The 19,349-nt window shown below is 72.8% G+C and carries 20 protein-coding genes and 2 tRNA genes; 19 read left to right on the top strand and 3 right to left on the bottom strand.

The annotated features are described in order from the left end of the window. Window positions 1-94 precede the first annotated feature (94 nt). The 11 genes from ACN28G_RS18805 (at window position 95) to ACN28G_RS18755 (ending at window position 12,287) form a co-directional block, all read left to right on the top strand. A complete protein-coding gene (locus tag ACN28G_RS18805; RefSeq protein ID WP_091442207.1) occupies window positions 95-1,135 on the top strand; it encodes a substrate-binding domain-containing protein in 1,041 nt (346 codons plus the stop codon). 54 nt (window positions 1,136-1,189) lie between these two features. Continuing rightward, entirely contained in the window at window positions 1,190-2,371 is a 1,182-nt protein-coding gene (locus ACN28G_RS18800) for a Gfo/Idh/MocA family protein (RefSeq protein ID WP_421480937.1), read from the top strand. Between the two features lie 425 nt (window positions 2,372-2,796). Next, the gene (locus tag ACN28G_RS18795) at window positions 2,797-3,963 is read left to right on the top strand and encodes an inositol-3-phosphate synthase (protein ID WP_421479976.1); all 1,167 of its coding nucleotides are present in this window, start codon (window positions 2,797-2,799) and stop codon (window positions 3,961-3,963) included. Then, complete coding sequence (locus ACN28G_RS18790; protein ID WP_421479974.1) at window positions 3,947-4,876, top strand: SCO3242 family prenyltransferase; 930 nt, start codon at window positions 3,947-3,949, stop codon at window positions 4,874-4,876. Before ACN28G_RS18795 ends, ACN28G_RS18790 begins: the two co-directional genes overlap by 17 nt. After that, window positions 4,873-5,832 carry a sugar phosphate isomerase/epimerase family protein gene (locus ACN28G_RS18785; RefSeq protein WP_421479972.1) on the top strand — a complete coding sequence of 320 codons (960 nt, stop codon included), beginning with the start codon at window positions 4,873-4,875 and terminating at the stop codon, window positions 5,830-5,832. The genes ACN28G_RS18790 and ACN28G_RS18785 overlap by 4 nt, the downstream gene beginning before the upstream one ends. Next, entirely contained in the window at window positions 5,829-6,428 is a 600-nt protein-coding gene (locus ACN28G_RS18780) for an EboA domain-containing protein (protein ID WP_421479971.1), read from the top strand. Before ACN28G_RS18785 ends, ACN28G_RS18780 begins: the two co-directional genes overlap by 4 nt. Beyond that, on the top strand, window positions 6,428-7,279 hold the full coding sequence (locus ACN28G_RS18775; RefSeq protein ID WP_091442190.1) for a TatD family hydrolase: 852 nt from the start codon (window positions 6,428-6,430) through the stop codon (window positions 7,277-7,279). The genes ACN28G_RS18780 and ACN28G_RS18775 overlap by 1 nt, the downstream gene beginning before the upstream one ends. After that, window positions 7,279-8,538, top strand: coding sequence for a metabolite traffic protein EboE (gene eboE, locus ACN28G_RS18770; RefSeq protein ID WP_421479969.1), 1,260 nt, complete (start codon window positions 7,279-7,281; stop codon window positions 8,536-8,538). The genes ACN28G_RS18775 and eboE overlap by 1 nt, the downstream gene beginning before the upstream one ends. Continuing rightward, window positions 8,535-9,935, top strand: coding sequence for an alkaline phosphatase family protein (locus ACN28G_RS18765; RefSeq protein WP_091442182.1), 1,401 nt, complete (start codon window positions 8,535-8,537; stop codon window positions 9,933-9,935). Before eboE ends, ACN28G_RS18765 begins: the two co-directional genes overlap by 4 nt. Beyond that, window positions 9,932-10,999 carry a polyprenyl synthetase family protein gene (locus ACN28G_RS18760; RefSeq protein WP_091442179.1) on the top strand — a complete coding sequence of 356 codons (1,068 nt, stop codon included), beginning with the start codon at window positions 9,932-9,934 and terminating at the stop codon, window positions 10,997-10,999. The genes ACN28G_RS18765 and ACN28G_RS18760 overlap by 4 nt, the downstream gene beginning before the upstream one ends. Window positions 11,000-11,279: 280 nt before the next feature. Further along, entirely contained in the window at window positions 11,280-12,287 is a 1,008-nt protein-coding gene (locus ACN28G_RS18755) for a sugar phosphate isomerase/epimerase family protein (RefSeq protein ID WP_091442175.1), read from the top strand. A gap of 74 nt (window positions 12,288-12,361) precedes the next feature. On the opposite strand, the gene ACN28G_RS18750 is transcribed toward ACN28G_RS18755, so the two are convergent. Continuing rightward, complete coding sequence (locus ACN28G_RS18750; protein WP_091442172.1) at window positions 12,362-12,760, bottom strand: hypothetical protein; 399 nt, start codon at window positions 12,758-12,760, stop codon at window positions 12,362-12,364. Between the two features lie 271 nt (window positions 12,761-13,031). On the opposite strand from ACN28G_RS18750, the gene ACN28G_RS18745 reads away from it, so the two are divergent. The 6 genes from ACN28G_RS18745 (at window position 13,032) to ACN28G_RS18720 (ending at window position 17,890) form a co-directional block, all read left to right on the top strand. Next, window positions 13,032-13,107, top strand: a tRNA-Asn gene (locus ACN28G_RS18745). Between the two features lie 161 nt (window positions 13,108-13,268). Beyond that, complete coding sequence (locus ACN28G_RS18740) at window positions 13,269-15,386, top strand: MMPL family transporter (protein ID WP_421479966.1); 2,118 nt, start codon at window positions 13,269-13,271, stop codon at window positions 15,384-15,386. Next, window positions 15,376-16,614, top strand: coding sequence for an NAD(P)/FAD-dependent oxidoreductase (locus ACN28G_RS18735; protein WP_421479964.1), 1,239 nt, complete (start codon window positions 15,376-15,378; stop codon window positions 16,612-16,614). The genes ACN28G_RS18740 and ACN28G_RS18735 overlap by 11 nt, the downstream gene beginning before the upstream one ends. Before the next feature lie 162 nt (window positions 16,615-16,776). Continuing rightward, window positions 16,777-16,853 (top strand) — tRNA-Ile (locus ACN28G_RS18730). 117 nt (window positions 16,854-16,970) lie between these two features. Then, window positions 16,971-17,363 (top strand): hypothetical protein, encoded by a 393-nt coding sequence (locus ACN28G_RS18725; protein WP_091442161.1) that lies wholly within the window; start codon window positions 16,971-16,973, stop codon window positions 17,361-17,363. After that, a complete protein-coding gene (locus ACN28G_RS18720; protein WP_091442158.1) occupies window positions 17,360-17,890 on the top strand; it encodes a DUF6036 family nucleotidyltransferase in 531 nt (176 codons plus the stop codon). The genes ACN28G_RS18725 and ACN28G_RS18720 overlap by 4 nt, the downstream gene beginning before the upstream one ends. A gap of 127 nt (window positions 17,891-18,017) precedes the next feature. Here ACN28G_RS18720 and ACN28G_RS18715 read toward each other — a convergent pair whose 3' ends face one another. Next, on the bottom strand, window positions 18,018-18,392 hold the full coding sequence (locus tag ACN28G_RS18715; protein WP_421479962.1) for a type II toxin-antitoxin system VapC family toxin: 375 nt from the start codon (window positions 18,390-18,392) through the stop codon (window positions 18,018-18,020). Then, window positions 18,389-18,616: a type II toxin-antitoxin system Phd/YefM family antitoxin gene (locus tag ACN28G_RS18710; RefSeq protein WP_421480936.1), complete on the bottom strand. Its 228-nt coding sequence runs from the start codon at window positions 18,614-18,616 to the stop codon at window positions 18,389-18,391. Before ACN28G_RS18710 ends, ACN28G_RS18715 begins: the two co-directional genes overlap by 4 nt. 55 nt (window positions 18,617-18,671) lie before the next feature. Between ACN28G_RS18710 and ACN28G_RS18705 the strand changes: the two genes are divergently transcribed. Then, window positions 18,672-18,926: a FitA-like ribbon-helix-helix domain-containing protein gene (locus ACN28G_RS18705; RefSeq protein ID WP_091442149.1), complete on the top strand. Its 255-nt coding sequence runs from the start codon at window positions 18,672-18,674 to the stop codon at window positions 18,924-18,926. Further along, window positions 18,908-19,324, top strand: coding sequence for a type II toxin-antitoxin system VapC family toxin (locus ACN28G_RS18700; protein WP_091442145.1), 417 nt, complete (start codon window positions 18,908-18,910; stop codon window positions 19,322-19,324). The genes ACN28G_RS18705 and ACN28G_RS18700 overlap by 19 nt, the downstream gene beginning before the upstream one ends. Window positions 19,325-19,349: the final 25 nt, after the last annotated feature.

Raw genomic sequence — 19,349 nt, 5'->3', positions numbered from 1 at the left:
CCCCGATTCCCACGCATCAACGGCGGTCACCCGAGCCGGTGGCCGGGCACGCTACACCCTTCTTCACCCCCACCACCTCATCCTGGAGGTCGTCATGACCCAGCACAGTCGCCGCCGCCTGCTGTTCGGCGGGGCCGCCGTCGGCGCCGGTGTCCTGCTCGCCGGCTGCACGAGCAACGAGGCCCAGCCGACCGAGGCGCAGACCAAGGCCGCCGACTCCGGCGGCAACAGCGAGCCCGGCCAGGCGGTGACCATCGGCTTCTCCGCACCGGCCGCCGACCACGGCTGGCTGGCCGCCATCACCAACAATGCCAAGGCGCAGGCCGACGCGTACTCGGACGTCACCTTCAACACGGTGGAGGCCGGCGCGGACGCGGCGGCCCAGCGGGCGGCGCTCTCCACGCTGATCGCGCAGAAGCCCAACGTGATCGTGATGCTGCCGCACGACGGCAAGGAGCTCAACGCCGCCGGCCTGGAGGCCATGCAGGCCGGCATCCCGGTGGTCAACCTGGACCGGGCCTTCCCGGACGCCAAGGCGTACCGGACCCAGATCCTGGGCGACAACTACGGCATGGGCGTCTCCGCCGCCAACTACATCATCGAGCAGATGAAGGCCAAGGGCGTCAGCGCCCCGATCATCGGTGAGATCCCCGGCATCGACGCCCTGGAGCTGACCCAGGAGCGGTCGCGGGGCTTCAGCGAGACCCTCGCCCAGGCCGGTTTCAAGGTGGCCAACCGCCGCCCGGCGGAGTTCACCGCCGACTCCGGCCAGCAGGCCGCCACCGGCCTGTTCCAGGCCCTGCCGAAGATCGACGCGATCTGGAACCACGACGACGACCAGGGCATCGGCGTGATGGCCGCGATCAACCAGGCCAGCCGTACCGAGTTCATCATGGTCGGTGGTGCCGGCTCCAAGAAGGCCATGGAGGACATCCAGGCCGACAACACGCCGCTGAAGGCGACCGTGACCTACAGCCCGTCGATGGCCTCCTCGGCCATCTCGCTGGCCCGGTTGATCGGCCAGAACAAGGGCATGTCGGACCTGGTGGAGCTCCAGGTGCCGAAGACGATCGTGCTCGCCTCCGAGACGATCACCAAGGAGAACGCGAGCAACTACCTCAAGCTCGGGTTCTGACACACCGGGGGGAGACCCACCTTGTCCACGACAGACAGAGAACTGCGGGTCGGCATGGTCGGCTACGCGTTCATGGGCGCCGCGCACTCGCAGGCGTGGCGCACCGTGAACCGCGTCTACGACCTGCCGGCGCGGGTCCGGATGGCAGCGATCTGCGGCCGGGATCCGGAGAAGGTGGCCGACGCCGCCGACCGGCTCGGCTGGGAGTCGCACACCACAGACTGGCGGGAGTTGATCGCTCGCGACGACATCGACATCGTCGACGTCTGCACACCGGGGGACAGCCACGCGGAGATCACCCTCGCCGCGTTGGCTGCCGGCAAGCACGTGCTCTGTGAGAAGCCGCTGGCCAACACAGTCGCCGAGGCCCGCGAGATGACCGCTGCGGCGGCCACCGCGCAGGCCGCCGGGATCCGCTCGATGTGCGGCTTCAACTACCGTCGGGTACCCGCGGTGACCATGATGCAGCAGCTGATCGCCGCCGGCCGGCTCGGAAAGATCCGGCACGTCCGCGCGGTGTACCTGCAGGACTGGATCGTGGATCCGCAGTTCCCGCTGGTCTGGCGACTGCAGAAGGACAAGGCGGGCTCCGGCGCGCTGGGTGACATCGGTGCCCACATCATCGATCTCACCCAGTTCGTCACCGGCCAGCGGATCGCCGGCGTCAGCGCGTTGACCGAGACCTTCGTCAAGCAGCGGCCGTTGCCGGGCGGGTCCAGTGGCCTGGCGGCCACCGGTCCGGCCGACGGGGCCACCGCGGCCACCGGTGAGGTCACCGTGGACGACGCGGCGGTCTTCGTGGCCCGACTCGACGGTGGCGCACTGGCCACCTACGAGGCGAGCCGGTTCGCCACCGGGCGCAAGAACGGACTGCGGGTCGAGGTCAACGGCTCGCTGGGCACCGTGGTGTTCGATCTGGAACGCCTCAACGAGCTGGAGTTCTACGACGCGACGCTACCCGCCGCCGAGCAGGGCTTCACCCGGATCCTGGTCACCGAGGGCGACCACCCGTACATGTCGGCCTGGTGGCCGCCGGGACACATCATCGGGTACGAGCACTCGTTCACGCACCAGATGCGGGACCTCGTCGAGGCGGTCGCCACCGGCGTCGACCCGGCGCCCTCCTTCGCCGACGCGTTGCAGGTCCAGCTGGTGCTGGACGCGGTGACCCGGTCGGCGGAGCTCGGTTCCTCATGGACCGAGGTGGAGCCGAGCCTGGCCGCCGTGGCCGGCTGATCCCCGGTTCCGGTGGCGGCGGGCACCTGCCGCCACCGGAACCGGATCGGAGAGTCCGGTCCGACCGGCGAGGGACCGGCCGCGGTTGCGCCCCGCGGCGGGTACGGGTCGGACCGGCGGGCGGGCTCCGGGCCAGCACGGCCCGGGGTACGCCCACAGGACGGTCGTCCGGTGCGGTCGACACGGGATTCCCCGACCGCACCGGAGGACCGCGAACGCGCGAGACGTCCGGTCGTCGCCGACGACCGGAGGGATGCGGGGGAGGCAGGGACGGAACGCCGAACCATCCCTGCCTGCCAGCCCCGTCCGTTCCCATGCCTGGGAATTCCGGCTAGCGTCGTTGCCGCCGACTCCGGCGCTGTCGTCGGGACCTCGGACGCGGTGAACGGACGGGGCCCATCCGCACCTGAACGGGAAGGAGCACCATGCGTACGGGTGTCTGGCTGGTAGGCGCGCGAGGTTCGGTCGCGACCACCAGCATCGTCGGGGCGCTCGCCCTGCGGGCCGGGCTCGCCGGTCCGACCGGCTGCGTCACCGAACTGCCCGAGCTGCGGGGGCCGGCCCTGCCGAGCTTCGCCGAGCTGGTCTTCGGCGGCCACGATCCGGTGCTCACCCCGCTGGCCAAGCGGGCCGAGACGCTGGCCGCCGCCGGGGTGGTCCCCGGCCGGCTGGTCGCCGCGCTCGCCGACGACCTGGCCGCCGTGGAGTCCGACCTGCGGCCGGCGCCGGTCGGCGGGACCCAGGCCGACCGGATCGCGGTCGTGGTGGCCGATCTGACCGAGTTCCGCCGTCGGCACGAGCTGGCCCGGATCGTGGTGGTCAACGTCTCCGCCACCGAGGCCGCCGTCACCCCGCACCCGGCGCACGCCGACCCGGCCGCCCTGGCCGAGGCGCTCGCCGGCCCGGACGAGGTGCTGCCGCCCAGCTCGCTCTACGCGTACGCGGCCTTCACCGCCGGCTGCTCCTACGTGGACTTCACCCCGTCGACCGGGGCCCGACTGCCGGCCCTGGCCGCTCTCGCCGCCGAACGCGGCCTGCCGTACGCCGGGCACGACGGCAAGACCGGCGAGACGCTTGTCAAGTCGGTGCTCGCGCCGATGTTCGCGATGCGTAACCTGGCGGTGCGCTCGTGGTCCGGCATCAACCTGCTCGGCGGCGGCGACGGGGCGACCCTGGCCGACCCGGCCGCCAACGCGGCCAAGGTGGAGAGCAAACAGCGGGTCCTCGGTGAGACCCTCGGCTACCAGCCGCAGGGTGACACCCGCATCGACTACGTCGAGGAACTCGGTGACTTCAAGACCGCCTGGGACCTGATCACCTTCGCCGGCTTCCTGGGCACCGGGATGCGGCTGGAGTTCACCTGGCACGGCTGCGACTCCGCGCTGGCCGCCCCGCTGGTGCTGGACCTGGCCCGGATCACCGCCGCCACGCACGCCGCCGGACGCAGCGGACCCCTGCCCGAGCTGGCCTTCTTCTTCAAGGACCCGATCGGCGCGCCCACCCACTCGCTGGCCGAACAGTGGGCCCTGCTGCGCCAGCACGTCACCCGTCTGCACGCCGCCGCCGAGGGCAGCGATGTCCCGGCTGAGTGACCTGGCCGAGCTGGTCCGGGCCCCGGCCGCACTCTCGGTACCCGGTGACGTGATCGCCGGTGCGGCGGCGGCCGGCACGCTCGACCGGCGTACCCCCGCCCTGGCCGGCGCGTCGGTCCTGCTCTACTGGGCGGGGATGGCCGCCAACGACTGGGCCGACCGGGACCTGGACGCGGTGGAACGCCCCGAGCGCCCGATCCCCAGCGGCCGGATCAGCCCCCACACCGCGTTCGGCCTGGCCGCCGGGCTGACCGCCGCCGGCCTCGGGCTGGCCGCTGCCGCCGGCGGCCGGCGCGCGGCGGCCGTGGCGGTGCCGCTGGCCGCCGCAGTCTGGGCCTACGACGTGGCGGCGAAGAACAGCGCCGCCGGCCCGCCGACCATGGCGCTCTGCCGGGGGCTGGACGTGCTGCTCGGCGCGGCCGGCGGGCCCACCGTCCGGGCGGTGCCGGCGGCGCTCACCGTCGCCGCGCACACCTGGACGGTCACCGCGCTCTCCCGCCGCGAGGTCAGCGGCACCGACGCCCGGCTGCCGCTGGGCACCCTGGCCGGTACCGCCCTGATCGCCGCCACCGCCGCGGTGCCGCCCCGGAGCCGGACCACGACGGCGGCCGGTACCCGCTGCGGGACGGCCGGCGGCGACCACGGTCGCACGGACCTGGTGGCGGGGGTGCGCGCGGCGCTGCCGGCGGCCCTGGCCACCCTCTACACCGCCCGGTACGGCACCGCGCAGGCCCGGGTGGTGGCCGAACCCACCGCCGGTCGGGTCCGCGCGGCGGTCGGCGCCGGCATCACCGGCCTGCCCGCCCTGCAGGGCGCGTTGACCGCCCGCGCCGGCGCGGGTCTGCTCGGGACCGCGGTGGCCGCCGCCGCCCCGCTGGCCCGCCGTCTGGCCCGCAAGGTCTCGCCGACATGACCGGGCCCGACGGCACCGCCGAGGCGGACCCGGCCCGGCTGCGGTTCGGGTACGGCACCAACGGTTTCGCCAACCACCGGCTCGACGACGCGCTCGCCGTCCTGGCCGACCTGGGGTACCAGGGCGTCGCCCTGACCCTGGACCACGACCACCTCGACCCGTTCGCCCCCGGGCTGGCCGCCCGGGTCGACGCCGTCGGTAGGCGACTGGCCGGACTGGGCCTCTCGGTGGTGATCGAGACCGGGGCCCGGTACCTGCTGGACCCCTGGCACAAGCACGCCCCGACCCTGCTGCACGACGACCCGGCCCGCCGGATCGAGTTCCTGCGTCGGGCCGTACGCATCGGTGCCGACCTGGGTGCCGAAGCGGTCTCCTACTGGGCCGGGGTACGCCCACCGCAGGTCAGCCCCCAGACCGCCTGGGACCGGCTGGTCGCCGGCTGCGCGGTCGTGGTGGAGGCCGCCGGGGCCGCCGGCGTACCGCTGGGCTTCGAACCCGAGCCGGGGATGCTGGTCGAGGACATCGCCGGCTGGCGGCGGCTGCGGGCCGCCCTCGGTGAGCCACCCGGCTTCGGGCTCACCCTCGACATCGGACACTGCCGCTGCCTGGAGTCGATGACCGTGCCGGACTGCGTCTACGACGTGGGCGAGCACCTGGTGAACGTGCAGATCGACGACATGCGGCGCGGTGTGCACGAGCACCTGGAGTTCGGCACCGGTGAGATCGACTTCCCGCCGGTGCTCCAGGCGCTCTCCGACGTCGGCTACCGGGGGCTGGTCGCGGTGGAGCTGCCCCGGCACTCGCACGCCGCCCCGAACGTCGCCGCCGCGTCGATCGAGTTCCTCCGCGCCGCCGCCGCGCCGGCACCCACCAGCACCCGCGCCGCCGTGGCGGCGCCCACCAGCACTCGCGCCGCTGCGGCGGCGCCCACCAGCACGAGGGGGGAGACCGGATGACACCGGACCAGCTGCGGGCCGCGTTGCGCGAGGTACCCGATCCGGAGTGGCTGGAGGCGGCGCTGCGGCAGGTGGCGGTCGACCCGACGGCGATCGAACGGCTCTTCCCGGGCGTCGGCCGGCGGTGCGGCCGGGGACCACTGCCCGAGCTGCCCGGTTGGACCGCCGACGACGCGGCCCGGGTGCTGCTGCTGACCGCGCTGCCCAGCGGGCAGGCCGCCCACGCCGAGGCGCTCTACCGGCAGGGTGACGCCGCCGAGAAGCGGGCCGTGCTGCGGGCCCTGCCGCTGCTGCCGATCGGCGCGGCCGGCGTACCGCTGCTGCACGACGCGATCCGCACCAACGACACCCGGCTGGTCGCCGCCGCCCTCGGCCCGTACGCCGGGCACCTCGATCCGGCCTCGTGGCGGCAGGCCGTGCTCAAGTGCGTCTTCATGGACGTACCGCTGGCCGTGGTCGCCGACCTCGACCAGCGCGCCGACGGCGAACTCGCCGCGATGCTCGCCGGACTGGCCGCCGAACGGCAGGCCGCCGGCCGGAGCATGCCCGTCGACGCCACCGGTCTGCTCGACCAACTCACCGCCCGGGAGGCGTGATGCGCATCTTCGACCCGCACATCCACATGACCTCACGGACCACCGACGACTACGAGCGGATGGCCGCCGCCGGGATCCGCGCGATCGTCGAACCGGCCTTCTGGCTGGGCCAGCCCCGTACCAGCCCGGCCTCCTTCACCGACTACTTCGACTCGCTGATCGGCTGGGAGCCGTTCCGGGCCGCCCAGTTCGGGGTACGCCACCACGCCACCATCGCGCTGAACCCGAAGGAGGCGAACGACCCGCGTTGCCGACCGGTGCTCGACCTGCTGCCCCGGTACCTGGACAAGGACGGCGTGGTCGCGGTCGGCGAGATCGGGTACGACTCGATGACCCCGGAGGAGGACGCCGCGTTCGCCGGGCAGCTCGCCCTGGCCGTGGCGTACGACCTGCCGGCGCTGGTGCACACCCCGCACCGGGACAAGGTCAAGGGCGTCGAACGGACCCTGGCGGTGGTCGCCGAGTCCGGCATCGCCCCCGGGCGGGTGGTGGTCGACCACCTCAACGAGGTGACCGTCAAGCTGGTCCGGGACACCGGCTGCTGGCTGGGCTTCTCCATCTACCCGGACACCAAGATGTCGCCGCCGCGGATGGTGGAGCTGCTGAAGACGTACGGCACCGAGCGGATGCTGGTCAACTCGGCGGCCGACTGGGGACGTTCCGACCCGCTGCTGACCCGGACCACCGGGGAGGCGATGCTGCAGGCCGGCTTCACCGACGACGACGTCGACCGGGTGCTGTGGCGCAACCCGGTGGAGTTCTACGGCCAGTCCGGGCGGCTGGACCTCAGCGACCTGGCGGACTCCGAGGCCACCTTCGAGGGCAACTCGATCCTGCGCGGCGGCAGCTGATGCGGCTGCGACACCGCGACGGCAGCACGGTCCACCTCGGCTACTGCACGAACGTGCACCCGGCCGAGGACCTGGCCGGCATCCTGCGGCAGCTGGACAGCTACGCGGTGCCGGTGCGCGAGCGCCTCGGTGGCGACCTGCTGGGGCTGGGGCTGTGGTTGGCCGCCCCGGTCGCCGCCGAGCTGGCCGCCGACGAGACCGCGCGTCGCCGGTTGCGCACCGAGCTGACCGTCCGGGGCTTGGAGGTGGTCACCCTCAACGGGTTCCCGTACGCCGCCTTCCAGGCACCGGTGGTCAAGGGCGCGGTGTACCAGCCGGACTGGACCACCGCCCAGCGGGTGACGTACACCCTGAACCTGGCCCGGGTGCTGGCGGACCTGCTGCCCGAGGACGCGGCGCGGGGCTCGGTCTCCACCCTGCCGCTGGCCTGGCGTACCCCGTGGGACACCGACCGGGCCGACGCCGCCCGGCGGCGGCTGGACGAGCTGGCCGCCGGCCTGGCCGCGGTGGAGCGGGAGACCGGTCGTCCGGTGCGGGTCGGCTTCGAGCCGGAGCCGGGGTGCGTGGTGGAGACGACCCGGCAGGCCGCCATGTTACTGTCCGGAATGGACACGACACGGTTGGGTGTCTGCCTGGACCTGGCGCACCTGGCCTGCGCCTGGGAGGAGCCGGCCGAGGCGCTGGCCCGGCTGCGCGCCGCCGACCTGCCGGTGGTCAAGGTCCAGGTTTCCGCCGCCCTGGAGGCGGCCGATCCGACAGCCGCCCTGGAAGCGGCCGACCCGACAGCCGCCCTGGAGTCCGCTGACCCCGGCAGCGCCGGGCAGTCCGGCGGTGACGGCGAGGCGTTGCGGCGGTGGGTGGAGCCGCGTTTCCTGCACCAGACCCGGGGGCCCGGCTGCGCGCACGGCGACGACCCGGCCGACCCGGCGTACGCCGCCGACGACCTGGACGCCGCGTTGGACGCCCGACTGCCCGGCCCGTGGCGGGTGCACTACCACGTGCCGCTGCACGCCCCACCGGAGCCGCCGCTGACCGCCACCCTGCCGGTGCTGCGTGCCGCGCTGACCGGCCTCTTCGCCGGCGAGACGGCCGGCTGCGACCACCTGGACGTGGAGACGTACACCTGGGGGGTGCTGCCGGCGGCGCGGCGGCCCGGCACCGATGCGGAGCTGGCTGCCGGGATCGCCGCCGAGCTGGCCTTCGCCCGTGACGAACTGGCCGCGATCGGCCTCGAGACCCCGGCTGGAGTACGCGCGTGACCAAGAAACTGGTGGTTCTGGACGTGGTCGGGCTGACCCCCCGGCTGCTGGCGCACATGCCGAAGCTGCGCGCGGTCGCCGACGGCGGGTTCACCGCGCAGCTCGGCACGGTGCTGCCGGCGGTGACCTGTTCGGTGCAGTCGACCTTCCTCACCGGCGAGCTGCCCCGTTCGCACGGCGTCGTCGGCAACGGCTGGTACTTCCGTGACCTGGGTGAGGTGTTCCTGTGGCGGCAGCACAACGCGCTGGTGCAGGGCGAGAAGCTCTGGCACACCGCGCGTAGGCTGCGCCCCGACTACACGGTGGCCAACGTCTGCTGGTGGTACGCGATGGGCGCGGACGTCAACTGGACGGTCACCCCGCGGCCGGTGTACCGGGCCGACGGGCGCAAGGAGCCGGACTGCTACACCGACCCGCCGGAGCTGCACGACGCGCTCACCGACAAGCTGGGCACCTTCCCGCTGTTCACCTACTGGGGGCCGGGCGCCGGCATTCCGTCGTCCCGGTGGATCTGCCAGGCCGCCGAGCAGATCCTCGCCGACCACTCGCCGGACCTGACCCTGGTCTACGTCCCGCACCTCGACTACGACCTGCAGCGGTTCGGGGCCTCGTCGTTGCAGGCCGCCGTCGCGGCCAAGGAACTGGACGAGGTGCTCGCCCCGCTGCTGGCGGCGGCCCGGCAACGGGACGCGACGGTGGTGGCCCTGTCGGAGTACGGCATCACCGACGTCTCCCAGCCGGTCGACATCAACCGGCTGCTGCGCGCCGAGGGGCTGCTGCGGGTCTACACCCAGGACGGCATGGAGCACCTCGACCCGTGGACGTCGCGGGCCTTCGCGGTGGCCGACCACCAGATCGCGCACGTCTACGTCAAGGATCCGGCGGACCTGCCGGCGGTGGCGAAGCTCTGCGCCGGGCTGCCCGGGGTGGCCGAGGTGCTGGACGCCGAGGGCAAGGCCGCGTACGGGCTGGACCACGAGCGCGCCGGTGAGCTGGTGCTGGTCGCCGAGGAGCAGGCCTGGTTCACCTACTACTACTGGCTGGACGACGCCCGCGCCCCGGACTACGCCCGGCTGGTGGAGATCCACCGTAAGCCGGGGTACGACCCGGCGGAGCTGCTCTTCGATCCGGCCGCGCCGGGGGCCGCGAAGCGTCGCGCCGGCATCGCCCTGGCCCGCAAGAAGGCGGGCATGCGGTACCTGATGAGCGTGGTCGGCCTGGACGCGGGCGCGCAGGCGGTACGCGGCTCGCACGGGCGGCTGCCCGCCGACCCGGCCGACGGTCCGGTGCTGCTCTGCTCCGACGCCGCCGCGGCCCGGGAGTCGCTGGCCGCCACCGAGGTCAAGGGGCTGCTGCTGGAGCTGGCCGGGCTGACGGAGGGCGGCGGGGCGTCGTGACGGTGACCGTGCCGGCCACCGACGCGGGGCAGTTACGGGCCCGGGTCGACGCCGAGCTGGCCGCCTTCCTGGAACGCCAGGGCCCCGAGTGGCCCGACGGCGCGCCCCGGGGCGTGTTCACCGCGTTGCAGCGGTTCGTGCTGGCCGGCGGCAAACGGGTCCGGCCGCTGTTCTGCTACTGGGGTTGGCGGGCGGCCGGCGGTGACGACGGCGACGAGATCGTGGTGGCGGCGGCGGCGCTGGAGCTGTTCCACGCCTTCGCCCTGATCCACGACGACATCCTGGACGGCAGCGACCGGCGGCGCGGTGAGCCGTCGGTGCACCGGCTCTTCGCCGACCTACACGCCCGGTCGTCGTGGCGCGGCGACCCGGAGGCGTACGGCCGCAACACCGCCCTGCTCTGCGGTGACCTCTGCGCGGCCTGGTCGGACCAGATGTTCCACGAGTGCGGGCTGGGCGTCGAGCAGGTGCACCGGGGGTACACGATGTTCGCCCTGATGCGGACCGAGGTGATCGCGGGGGAGTACCTCGACCTGGTCTCCGGGGTCGGCGACGGTTCGGTGGCCAGCGCCCTGACGGTGATCCGGATGAAGGCCGCCCGGTACACGGTGACCCGGCCGTTGCAGATCGGTGCGACCCTGGCTGCCGCCGGGCCGGACCTGGTGGCCGCGCTCGCCGACTTCGGCGACCCGTTGGGTGACGCGTTCCAGCTGCGCGACGACGTGCTCGGGGTGTTCGGTGACCCGTCGGTGACCGGCAAGTCGATCCTGGACGACCTGCGCGAGGGCAAGCCCACCGTGATGATGGCGTTGGCCCGCAGCGTCGCCGACCGGGCGCAGAGCGCCCGGCTGCGGGAACTCTTCGGCAACCCGGACCTGGACACCGCGGGCGCCACCGAGCTGCGCGAGATCATCGAGGCCACCGGCGCCCGCGAGAAGATCGAACAGATGATCCGGGTACGCACCGACGCGGCGCTGACCGCCCTGGCCGCCGCCCCGGTCCGGCCGGAGGCCCGCGCGGCGCTGGCCGCCCTGGCCGAGCACGCGGTGGACCGCCAGCACTGAGCCGTCCGCGCCGGCGGTGTCGCTGAGCCACCCGGACCCGGCCGGCGGTGTCGGGGAACGCGAAGCGGCCTTCCGTAACCCGCGCGCGGGGCCCTAGAGTGAGGGCGGCGACCGTGCAGGTGGCCGGTGACCCGGCGGGAGGCGCAACCCGTCGGGCCCAGGTGCGTGTGGCACCCACCGGCGGCTCCGTGCGGGTCGCCGGCGGTACGGCCCGGCCCGTTCCACCCTCGCCCCGGTCCGCCCAGGGAATCCCCCATCACCAGACAGGGGAGAAGGACACATGGCGCGACCCATCACGCTCTTCACCGGCCAGTGGGCCGACCTGCCCTTCGAGGAGGTCTGCCGGCTCGCCTCCGAGTGGGGCTACGACGGCCTGGAGATCGCCTGCTGGGGCGACCACTTCGAGGTCGACAAGGCCCTCGCCGACGACTCGTACGTCGAGCGCAAGAAGGAGACCCTGGCCAAGTACAACCTCCAGGTCTTCACGATCTCCAACCACCTGGTCGGGCAGGCCGTCTGCGACCACCCGATCGACGAGCGCCACCAGGACATCCTGCCGGCGCGGATCTGGGGCGACGGCGAGGCCGAGGGGGTCCGGCAGCGGGCCGCCGAGGAGATCAAGGACACCGCGCGGGCGGCGGCGAAGCTGGGTGTGCAGACCGTCGTCGGCTTCACCGGCTCGTCGATCTGGCACACCCTGGCGATGTTCCCGCCGGTGCCGCCGGCCATGATCGAGCGCGGCTACCAGGACTTCGCCGACCGGTGGAACCCGATCCTCGACGTCTTCGACTCCGTGGGCGTCCGCTTCGCCCACGAGGTGCACCCGAGCGAGATCGCGTACGACTACTACACCACCAAGCGCACCCTGGAGGCGATCGACCACCGGCCGGCGTTCGGGCTGAACTGGGACCCGTCGCACTTCGTGTGGCAGGAGCTGGACCCGGTGAACTTCATCTTCGACTTCGCCGACCGGATCTACCACGTCGACTGCAAGGACGCCAAGGTGCGCACCGGCGACGGGCGGCGCGGCCGGCTCGCCTCCCACCTGCCCTGGGCGGACCTGCGGCGCGGTTGGGACTTCGTCTCCACCGGACACGGTGACGTGCCGTGGGAGGACTGCTTCCGGGCGCTGAACGCGATCGGCTACACCGGCCCGATCTCGGTGGAGTGGGAGGACGCCGGGATGGACCGCCTGGTCGGTGCCCCCGAGGCGCTGCAGTTCGTCCGTCGGCTGGCCTTCGACGCCCCGTCGGCGGCCTTCGACGCCGCGTTCAGCAGCAAGGACTGAACAGCTAGAACCTAGCCGGGTACGACGAGACGGGCCGGTCGCCTCGCGGCGACCGGCCCGTTGTCACGCGTACGTCAGATGGTGCTGCCGTTGGTAGGCGTACCCGGGGTCTTGCTCCGGGCGGTGGTGGTGCTGCTGGTCGAGGCCGACGACGCCCCGGTGCCGGTCTTGGCGCCGACGGTGGCCGGCGTGGCCGGCTTCCCGGCGAACGCGTCGTCCGCGGCGGTCAGCTCCTGCTTGCTGCCGTTGGTGGAGAGCTTCTCACCCAGCTTCGAGTGGCCGAGCTTGTCCTTGCCCTCAGCGTAGAGCCGGTTCGCCTGGGCCTGCGCGACGCCCGCCGCCTCCTGCACGGTCGGGTGGTCGAGCACCTTGCGGCCCTGCACGACCAGCTCCTCGTACTTCTCCCGGCCTGCACGGGCGCCCAGGACGAATCCCGCAGCCAGCCCGCCAAGGAACATGATCTTTCCGCGCATGGCGGCTCCTTTCGTACCTGACGCCGTCACCCCGGTGCTACGACCCCGCCCCGGTGGCGACCCTTTCGCGCCTACGTCCTCTGTTGGCAGCTAACTACCCATCCTCCACCGGACTCAAGCATCCGGAGGCGGGGACGGTGATTTGTCTGCTTTCCCGGGTGCTCCGGCGGTGCCCGCCGCGCGCCAACCCCCACCACCACGACCGGGCGAAGTCCTGTACTCTTGTGCCGTCGCACGGTGCCGGAGACATCCGGGGCCGGACGCACTACGGTCCCCCGTAGCTCAATTGGCAGAGCAGCCGGCTGTTAACCGGCAGGTTTTTGGTTCGAGTCCAAACGGGGGAGCCACCGCACCCGATGCCCGTCGGCCATGCCGACGGGCATCGTCGTTTCCCGTCCCCGATCGGGCCCGCTCTGCCTGGTTTCGCCCCCGTAGCGCCCGGTCGCCCGGCAGGATGAGCGGCGTCTACTGGGACGCCCACCGCGTCGGACCCGTGGGAGCAGATGGCATGGCCGGTGCCCGGGGCCGCAGCCCGACCACCCTGATCGCGGTGGTCGTCGTGCTCGGCTGGCTGATCGTCGGCGCTGTCGCCGGGCCGTACGCGGGCCGCCTCGGCGACGTGGCGACCAACGACAACGCCTCCTTCCTGCCCGCCGCCGCCGAGGCCACCCGGGCCGAGGACCTCAGCGCGCAGTTCGTCGACCGGCGGACCACCCCCGCCCTGGTGGTCTACGAACGCGCCGCCGGGATCACCGAGGCCGACCGGCAACGGGCCGCCGCCGACGCCGCCCGGTTCGCCCGGGTACCCGGGGTGGTCACCCCGCTGCCGCCACCGATCCCCAGCCAGGACGGCCAGGCGTTGCAGGTGGTCGTGCCGATCGACGAGGCCGAGGGGGAGCGGATCGGCACCGTCGTCGACGAGCTGCGCACCATCACCGGCACCGGCACCGACGGGCTCGCCGTGCACGTGGCCGGCCCGGCCGGTCTGCTGGCCGACCTGATCGAGGTCTTCTCCGCCATCGACGGCACCCTGCTGGTGGTCACCCTCTGCGTGGTCCTGGTCATCCTGCTGGTGGTCTACCGCAGCCCGGTGCTCTGGATCGCCCCGCTGCTGGCCGCCGGGATGTCCTTCGCCCTCGCCGCCGTCTTCGTCTACCTGCTCGCCGACGCCGACGTGGTCAAACTCAACGGGCAGGCCCAGGGCATCCTCACCGTGCTGGTCTTCGGCGCGGGCACCGACTACGCGCTGCTGATCATCGCCCGGTACCGGGAGGAGCTGCACCGGCACGCGCGCCCCGCCGACGCGATGCGTACCGCCTGGCGGGGCGCCGCCCCCGCGATCGTCGCCTCCGGCGGCACCACCATCGCCAGCCTGCTCTGCCTGCTGCTGTCCAGCCTCAACTCCAACCGGTCGCTCGGCCCGGTCGCCGCCATCGGCATCGCCGCCACCCTGCTGGTGATGCTCACCTTCCTGCCCGCCCTGCTGGTGCTCGGCGGACGCTGGGTGTTCTGGCCCCGCCGCCCCCGCGTCGACCGGGCCGAACCGCAGGCCGAACACCCGTTCTGGCAGCGCGTCGCCGGCTTCGTGGCCCGCAGCGCCCGGCCGGTCTGGCTGGTCACCACCGTGGTGCTGGCCCTGCTCGCCATCGGACTCACCCAGCTCGGCGCGACCGCGCTCGGCCAGAGCCAGCTCTTCACCGACCGCACCGACTCGGTAGCCGGCCAGGAGGCGATCGCCCGGCACTACCCGGGCAGCACCGGCAGCCCGGCCACCATCTTCGTCACCGCGTCCAGCGCGCAGCGGGTGACCGAGGTGGCCCGGGGCGTACCCGGGGTGGCCGCCGTCGCGCCGGTCACCGGCAACCCGGCCGGCCCACCGCAGGGCGACGCCCCACCGAAGGTGGTCGACGGCCGGGTGGAGCTGGCGGCCACCCTGACCGACCCACCGGACAGCGACGGCGCCGAGCGGACCGTACGGGACCTGCGGGTGGCCGTACACGCCGTACCCGGGGCCGACGCCGTGATCGGCGGGTACACCGCGATCAACGTGGACACCGCCGACGCCGCCACCCGGGACCGCAACGTGATCATCCCGGTGGTGCTGGCGGTGATCGCCGTCATCCTCGCCCTGCTGCTGCGCGCCCTGGTCGCCCCGCTGCTGCTGATCGCCACCGTGGTGCTCTCCTACGCGGCCACCCTCGGCCTCTGCGCGCTGGTCTTCCGGTACCTGTTCGACTTTCCCGGGGTGGACGCCTCGTTCCCGCTCTTCGCCTTCGTCTTCCTGGTCGCGCTCGGCATCGACTACAACATCTTCCTGATGAGCCGGGTCCGGCAGGAGTCCGTCCGGCGGGGCACCCGCTCCGGGGTGCTGCACGGGCTGGTCGTCACCGGTGGCGTGATCACCTCCGCCGGGGTGGTGCTCGCCGCCACCTTCTCCGCGCTGGCCGTACTCCCGTTGGTGGTCCTTGTCGAATTGGGTGTCGCGGTCGCCATCGGGGTACTGATCGACACCATCGTCGTACGCTCGCTGCTGGTCCCGGCACTGGCGTACGACATCGGGCCCCGCATCTGGTGGCCCGGCCGGCTGGCCCGGACGCACCAGGGGGAGGACACGCATGCTCGCTGAGACCGACGTCGTGATCGTCGGCGGGGGCCTGGCCGGCCTGGCCGCCGCCCGCCGGCTGCACCGGGCCGGGGTGCCGTGGCGGCTGCTGGAGGCCACCGACCGCCTCGGCGGCCGGGTCGCCACCGACCGGGTCGACGGCTACCAGCTGGACCGGGGCTTCCAGGTGCTCAACACCGCGTACCCGAAGCTCGGCACCCTGCTCGACCTCGACCGGCTGCAACTGGGCTGGTTCACCTCCGGGGTGCTGGTCCGCCGCGGCGAACGCCTGCACCGGCTGGTCAACCCGCTGCGCGAACCGGCCGGCGCACCCGGCACCGCGCTGGCCGGCATCGGCTCGGTGACCGACCGGCTCCGCTTCGCCGCCCTGGCCACCGGCTGCGCCACGCTCCCGCCCGCCCGGCTGCTCGCCGCCCCGGAGACCACCGCCGAGACGGCCCTGCGCCGGGCCGGCCTCTCCGACACCATCATCGAGGAGCTGCTCCGCCCGTTCCTCTCCGGCGTCCTCATCGACCGGGCCCTGGAAACCTCCAGCCACGTGCTGGCCATGGTGCTGCGCTCGTTCGCCCGGGGCCGGGTAGGCGTGCCGGCCGACGGCATGCAGGCGCTGCCGCGCACCATCGCCGAGCCGCTGCCGGCCGACCTGATCACCACCGACACCCCGGTCGCCGAGGTCGCCCCCGGTCGGGTCCGCACCCAGGCCGGCGACATCACCTGCCGGGCCGTCCTGGTCGCCGTCGACCCCGCCACGGCACCCACCCTGCTGCCGGCCCTGCCCCGGGTACGCACCCACGCCTACACGACCTACTACCACAGCACCACCGAGCCGCCCCTTACCGAGCCGATCCTGCTCGTCGACGGCGACCGCCGGGAACTGGTAGCCAACACGGTGGTGCTGAGCCAGGCCGCCCCCACGTACGCCCCCACCGGACGGCACCTGGTCGCCACCTCGGTGGTCGGCCCGACGGCCCCACCCGAGCCGACCGTACGGGCGGAACTGACCCGGCTCTACGGCCGGTCCACCGCCGACTGGACCCACCTGGAAACCGTGTCGATCCCCGCCGCGCTGCCGGCCGCCGCACCACCCCAGGGCCACCTACGCAAGCCGGTACGCCTCGGCGACGGCCGCTACGTCGCCGGCGACCACCGGGACAGCCCCTCCATCCAGGGGGCCCTGGCCAGCGGTTGGCGGGCCGCCGGGGCGATCCTGGCCGACCTGCGGGCCGGCTGAGACCGGCCCCGGCCGGCGGCGGGTGGGACCGCCGGACCGGCTGCGCGCTGTTATTCTCGCGTTGCTCATCGTGCGGTCGCCGCCCGGCGGGAGCCCACCGGCCGGCCGAACCGCCGGTGGCCGACGATCGACCGGGCGGGTTAATATCCGGCGCGCGTTGTCGGGGCGGTAGCTCAGCGGGTTAGAGCAGGGGACTCATAATCCCTCGGTCGCGGGTTCGAGTCCCGCCCGCCCCACCACGTTGATCTTCCGCGCGGACCAGTCGACCCGGGTCGCCCAGCGGCGTCCTGCCTGGCCGCCGGACGCGGACGGTGGCTCGCCACGGATCGGCCGTTGGATGTACTAGCGTCGAGGGAATGAGGAACCGCGCTGCGAGGTACGAGCCACTGACGGTGGCACGCCTGGGTGCTCTGCTCGTGGGATCCGACGAGACGCGACGATGGCGGCTGGTAGCGGAGTTTCTTGAGGAGTACCGCTGGGAGCCAGCCGAGATGCGCGCCGGTCTCCTGGACCAGGAGCCAACGTCTACCGGTGACGAGCACTGGGATGTGTTCCTCGCGGCACTGGCCGAGCACTTGGCGGCCAAGGACGGGCGGGGTGCGCCGCCGTGGGTCGAGACACGGTCGTTGCGGCGGTTCTGGTTCCCCTTCAACACCCGGGCGGCCCGGGTCGACGCGGTGGTACACGCGCCAGCAGCGTTCCGTCGCCGGGGCGTGTACGTGTCGGCGCAGGAGTTGAACGTCGCGTGAGCCTCGATGATCCACTGCTGGACCGCACGGCGATCGGGGATGCCTTCCGGCGGCTCGGGGACCGGCTGGCGAGGCGAGGTGTGGTCGCCGACCTCTACATCTTCGGCGGGGCGGCGATGGCGTTGGCCTACGACGCGCGGCGGGCTACTCGGGACATCGACGCGGTGTTCCAACCTCATGGCATCGTGCTTGACGAGGCTCGTGCGGTAGCGGATGAACTCGGCCTGCCGCACTGGTGGCTCAATGAGCAGGCGAGTGCGTATGTCGCGCCGGGAGGCGATGCGACGGCTCCGCGCGTCTTCGACCACCCCGGCCTGCGGGTGTCGGCGGCATCTCCGGAGCATCTGCTGGCCATGAAGGTGCTTGCCGCACGGCGGCGGGACGCGGAGGACATCCGCTTCCTGGTTGACCACCTCGGGTTGAGCAGCGCGGAGCAGGTCCTCGCGCTGTGCGCGGAGATCTTCCCCGAGGAGGAGGTCCCCGGCCGGGCAAGACTCGTACTCGACGACGTCTTCGAAGACTCGTAGGTCCGTTATCGGGCTTTTCACCCCGCACGAAAACTGCGCAAGCGCAGCGGCAACGGCTCGCCGGCGATCGTGGCGGTGGCGGTGTGGTTCGCATGGTGGTACCTCCGGCCCACCGGAACGGATCTGATCACACCTTGAGGACGTCCACGTCGTACAGCGCTATCGACGCGTCGGGGGAGGCGAGGGTCAGCCCTTCGGTGATTGCCTGTGCCACCAGCATGCGGTCGAAGGGATCGCGGTGATGCGATGGCAGGCGGCCGGCGGCGATGGCGTGGGCGTGGGTCACCGGGATTTCCCGGAAGCCCATGTCTCTTACCCGCTCCGCGAGGTCGGGAGGTCCGGCGAGCTTCCCGGCGCCCTGTTTGATGGTGATCTCCCACAGGGTGACCGGGGAGAGGAAGGTGTCCGGCTCGTGGCGTAGTCGGTCGGGCAACTCGGTGCCGAGGGTCGCATCGCCGGTGCTGGCCCAGAGCGCGACGTGCGTGTCCAGCAGCAGATTCATGCGCCGATGCCGAAGTCGTCGGCGATCTCGGCCTTGGTCTGTGGTGAGTCCCAGTCACCGGAGAGGTCCAGTTGGCCGGCGAGAGAGCCGATCGCGGTGCGGTTGGCCCGCCGTACCAGCGGTACGACCTTCGCCACCGGGGTGCCCGCCCGGTCGATGATGATCTCCTCGCCGCGTTCCACCCGTTCGATGATGCGCGACAGGTGGGTCTTGGCATCATGCATGTTGTAATGCACGGCCTCCCCGCCGACTGAGCCATCATTCATGCATAATGCATGCATGGTGGCTCTGCAGATTCGGGACGTGCCGGAAGAGGTGCGCGATGCGCTGGCGGCTCAGGCCAAGGCGCGTGGGCAGTCGCTCCAGGCGTACCTGTTGGAGTTGGTGGAGACGCAGGCTCGGCGGTTGCGCAACACCGCGGCTCTTGATCGGTTCGCCGGCCGGTCGGACGGTGTCCGGTCCCTGCCGGGGGAGAGTGCCGCCGAGCTGGATGACCAGCGGGAGCAGCGCGGACCGTGGGGGAGCGCGGCGTGATCGTCGTGGACGCGTCGGTTCTGGCCGATGCCCTGGTTGACGACGGGTTGGTGGGCGACGCGGCGCGGGCGGAGCTGACCGGGGATCCGCACTGGGCCGCGCCGGGTCATCTGCTGGTCGAGGTCATGTCCGTGATCAGGGGCAAGGTCATCGGCGGGAAACTCGGCCTGACTCGGGCCCAGGAGGCGATCGAGACCCTGCCGTCGCTGGTCATCGACGAGGTGGGCGTCGCAATGCTGGTCGACCGGATGTGGCAGTTGCGGGGCAATGTCTCGGCGTACGACGCGGCGTATGTCGCGGCGGCGGAGTTGCTGGCCTGCCCCCTCGTGACCGGTGATGGTCGGCTCGCCAAGGCCAGCGGCGTCCGCTGCGAGATCCGACTGCTCGCGACATCCTGACAGTGCCTTCGAGAGGAAGCGGAGG

Origin of the sequence: Micromonospora sp. WMMA1923, from assembly GCF_049179195.1 — a bacterium.
Classification (GTDB): domain Bacteria; phylum Actinomycetota; class Actinomycetes; order Mycobacteriales; family Micromonosporaceae; genus Micromonospora; species Micromonospora yangpuensis.
The sequence above is the reverse complement of the archived record's forward strand: the minus strand, read 5'-3'. Positions and strand labels throughout refer to the sequence as shown.

Excerpts from the sequence above, each read along its gene's own strand:
- ACN28G_RS18735 (WP_421479964.1), top strand. The coding sequence starts at position 15,376 with ATGCTCGCTGAGACCGACGTCGTGATCGTCGGCGGGGGCCTGGCCGGC.
- ACN28G_RS18790 (WP_421479974.1), top strand. The coding sequence starts at position 3,947 with ATGTCCCGGCTGAGTGACCTGGCCGAGCTGGTCCGGGCCCCGGCCGCA.
- ACN28G_RS18740 (WP_421479966.1), top strand. The coding sequence starts at position 13,269 with ATGGCCGGTGCCCGGGGCCGCAGCCCGACCACCCTGATCGCGGTGGTC.
- ACN28G_RS18785 (WP_421479972.1), top strand. The coding sequence starts at position 4,873 with ATGACCGGGCCCGACGGCACCGCCGAGGCGGACCCGGCCCGGCTGCGG.
- ACN28G_RS18800 (WP_421480937.1), top strand. The coding sequence starts at position 1,190 with ATGGTCGGCTACGCGTTCATGGGCGCCGCGCACTCGCAGGCGTGGCGC.
- ACN28G_RS18750 (WP_091442172.1), bottom strand. The coding sequence starts at position 12,760 with ATGCGCGGAAAGATCATGTTCCTTGGCGGGCTGGCTGCGGGATTCGTC.
- ACN28G_RS18725 (WP_091442161.1), top strand. The coding sequence starts at position 16,971 with ATGAGGAACCGCGCTGCGAGGTACGAGCCACTGACGGTGGCACGCCTG.
- ACN28G_RS18705 (WP_091442149.1), top strand. The coding sequence starts at position 18,672 with ATGGTGGCTCTGCAGATTCGGGACGTGCCGGAAGAGGTGCGCGATGCG.
- ACN28G_RS18795 (WP_421479976.1), top strand. The coding sequence starts at position 2,797 with ATGCGTACGGGTGTCTGGCTGGTAGGCGCGCGAGGTTCGGTCGCGACC.
- ACN28G_RS18775 (WP_091442190.1), top strand. The coding sequence starts at position 6,428 with ATGCGCATCTTCGACCCGCACATCCACATGACCTCACGGACCACCGAC.
- eboE (WP_421479969.1), top strand. The coding sequence starts at position 7,279 with ATGCGGCTGCGACACCGCGACGGCAGCACGGTCCACCTCGGCTACTGC.
- ACN28G_RS18805 (WP_091442207.1), top strand. The coding sequence starts at position 95 with ATGACCCAGCACAGTCGCCGCCGCCTGCTGTTCGGCGGGGCCGCCGTC.
- ACN28G_RS18780 (WP_421479971.1), top strand. The coding sequence starts at position 5,829 with ATGACACCGGACCAGCTGCGGGCCGCGTTGCGCGAGGTACCCGATCCG.
- ACN28G_RS18710 (WP_421480936.1), bottom strand. The coding sequence starts at position 18,616 with ATGCATGATGCCAAGACCCACCTGTCGCGCATCATCGAACGGGTGGAA.
- ACN28G_RS18755 (WP_091442175.1), top strand. The coding sequence starts at position 11,280 with ATGGCGCGACCCATCACGCTCTTCACCGGCCAGTGGGCCGACCTGCCC.
- ACN28G_RS18715 (WP_421479962.1), bottom strand. The coding sequence starts at position 18,392 with ATGAATCTGCTGCTGGACACGCACGTCGCGCTCTGGGCCAGCACCGGC.